The organism is Candidatus Obscuribacterales bacterium, assembly GCA_036703605.1.
GTDB lineage: Bacteria > Cyanobacteriota > Cyanobacteriia > RECH01 > RECH01 > RECH01.
The window spans coordinates 1-2,759 of sequence record DATNRH010000900.1 but is presented as its reverse complement, the minus strand read 5'-3'; the positions used below and the strand labels follow the sequence as shown (position 1 = coordinate 2,759).

The following is a 2,759-nucleotide window of genomic DNA, read 5'->3' as shown; positions in this document are numbered from 1 at the left end:
CTTTTAGCCAGACGCGCATCCCCGAACACACTGCCTGAAATCTGGGCTCCTTGGAGCACAATGGGGTTATCTATCATGGTGAATGCACCTCGCAAATCATTCCATCTAGATTAAAGGAAACTTGTGTATAAGCGGTAGCCCTCTGGGAGAGGGATTTAGGGTGAGGGCAACATGTAGCGGGTCATCCAAGAATGTGGGCCATCCAAGAATGGGTATGACCTAGTCGATGCTAATCCGGGTGGGGCCTGCACCTCCATCCGACGGTTGAGGAGCCCCCACCTTACGGAAACTGGCATAGAGGCGATCGCGCCAGTCCCAAAAGATCTGATACTCGGCATTATCGGCCAACCCTGGTACCCCCCGCCCCTTAAGGGAATCAGGCAGACTCACGTAGTCGCCTGCGGGAAACTTCACATACATCGACAGACCGGCCACGGCAAAGTCTGCCAAGCTAGGCGTATCCCCTAGCAGGTAGGGACTATCGGTCAACAACAGGCATAGCGCTTCTAGGTTCTGGCGCATGGCATCCCGAGCAGCCTTCACCGTCTCGGGCCCCAAGCCCACCCCAAAGCTGAGAACATCCAAGACCTCATGGGGCATAGCACCGACAATGGTTTTCAAGAAATCCGGCGTTGTTTTGGGCAACGCTGCCGTTCGCAGGTCGGAATTTTGGCTGAAGGCACTGAGCATCACCTTGCGGGCGTTGATGCCAATCGATTCATCTGCCCATTCTTCCATCATCAGGCAAAGCCCCCTCTGCCTTGCGTCAACCGGTATAATCGGCCGGTCGGGGTACTGACGATCTAGATAGAGAGCGATCGCCGTTGAATCTGCCACCAACGTTTCGCCATCCTTTAACACCGGTACCTGCCGTTGGCCAGATAGGCGAAATAGATCCAACTGCCCCACGCCGGGCGTCACCTCAATCTTGCGATACTCTAACCCTTTGTAGTCGAGGATCAAGCGGATCTTTTCGCAGTAGTGCGATAGCTCAAATTGGTACAGTTCAATCATGGATACTCCTAGAGGGCGTCGCGTTCCAACGTCAGTGTAACGAATTCCTGATAGAGCGTGCGCAGAAGACCATGCCCTGGAGCATCGACACCTTAGCATAGGGATGGCTGCTTGCTGTTCATGTCCAGTTCAGTAATAGTCCTGTGTAGAAATAGAGATAGTCCTGTGTCTGACCTGATTCAAACCATTCAATCCAGCTTATTAGCCCTTGTGGGGCGCGGAGTCCAGATTATTCCTGCCCTGATTGCAGCGATCGCCGTTTTATTGGCAACGCGCTATGGTGCAATCCCCATCAAGCGTGTCACCAAAGCTACCTTAGAAAAACTGGTGAGCAGTCCATCTTTGCGGGCCCTGTTCATTCAGCTTGTGTCCGTGGCGCTTTGGGGAACGGGCATCCTGGTTGCCTGTATCTTGCTCTTTCCTGACCTAGGCTTGGGTGATCTGATTGCCCTGTTAGGTTTAGGATCCGTGGCCATCGGGTTTGCCTTCCAGGATATTTTTAAGAACTTTCTGGCTGGGGTGCTGCTGCTACTCAATGAACCCTTTCGCCTAAATGATCAAATTATTGTGGCGGATTTTGAAGGCACGGTGGAAGCCATTAATGTGCGATCTACCGAAATTCGTACCTACCAAGGAGAGCGGGTGGTGATTCCCAATGCGATCGTGTTTACCAGCGCTGTTCAGGTGCTCACCGATCGCCCCGCACGCCGCACGGATTTAGCCATTGGGCTCGATTACAACACCCCACTGCCCCGAGCCCGGCAACTTCTCCAGACGGCCTTAGCTGAGGTGGAGGGTGTGCTGAATCATCCGCCAGTAGAGGTTGACTTAGTGGGCTTTGGCGATAGTTCTATTGACCTGGTGGTGCGCTATTGGTCGTTGCCCCAAGCGGTACATATGCGTCAAACGCGATCGCAGGTTATCATGGCGCTCAAGGCCGCCTGTGATGCAGCCGATCTGAGTATTCCTTATCCTATTCGAAGCGTTTATTTCTTTGATCAGCAAACGTTTAACGATCACAAACTCTCGTCATCTAACTTACCTAATTCTGCCCACTAGCCATCCTCAATGATCATAGGTAAGGCATCGCTAGGATGTTAAGACCTACGACTTGTCCGTAGCTGCTGTCTATGGCCCTGTAGCCTAGGCTAGTCGTGAACTGCGATCGCATTCCTTCACCCTCCTATTTTCCATGGCATCCAATCTTCCATCCTCAGGAACCTCAACCCTGCTAACCATGGGCAACGTAGTCACCATCGGGCTGCAGCTCTATCTCCGCCACGCTAGGGAATATCTAAAACTGGGTCTGATGGCGATCCTATGGTTGCTCCTACCCCTCGTCGGCACAATTGGCGTTTTGATTGTGGCGTCTCAAGGGCAAAGCCCTGGCCTGATTGTCCTATCGATCGTGCTTGGTGCAGCCGGATTCACCTATGGAGCAGCTAAATATTTAGCCATCTCTGCCGCCATCTCGCGGCGTAGTTTTTGCTACCTCAACCAACAAGCTGAATCGATCGATGACACTAGGCGCTATGTTGACAGGCGGATGTGGGGATTTTGGCGCATCGCGTTTTTTCAATCGCTGCTATTTCTAGCTGTTGTCATCGGGGTCTATATCTTTACCGCACTATTGCTGGTGTTCGTTCTTTTTGGCGTAGGCGGTGCCAGCATTTTTCAAGGTGATCCTGAGGCTTTCAGTGATCCTCAAACCGCCATGCTCATTGGCTTGATCTCGATTGTCTTCT

3 protein-coding genes are annotated in these 2,759 nt (G+C 52.4%); 2 read left to right on the top strand and 1 reads right to left on the bottom strand.

The annotated features are described in order from the left end of the window. Positions 1-219: 219 nt before the first annotated feature. A complete protein-coding gene (locus V6D20_18480) occupies positions 220-1,014 on the bottom strand; it encodes a glutathione S-transferase family protein (GenBank protein ID HEY9817768.1) in 795 nt (264 codons plus the stop codon). Between the two features lie 165 nt (positions 1,015-1,179). Between V6D20_18480 and V6D20_18475 the strand changes: the two genes are divergently transcribed. Beyond that, a complete protein-coding gene (locus V6D20_18475) occupies positions 1,180-2,073 on the top strand; it encodes a mechanosensitive ion channel family protein (protein ID HEY9817767.1) in 894 nt (297 codons plus the stop codon). Positions 2,074-2,251: 178 nt separating this feature from the next. After that, positions 2,252-2,759 (top strand): hypothetical protein (locus V6D20_18470; GenBank protein HEY9817766.1); only part of this gene is annotated, 508 nt, incomplete at its 3' end.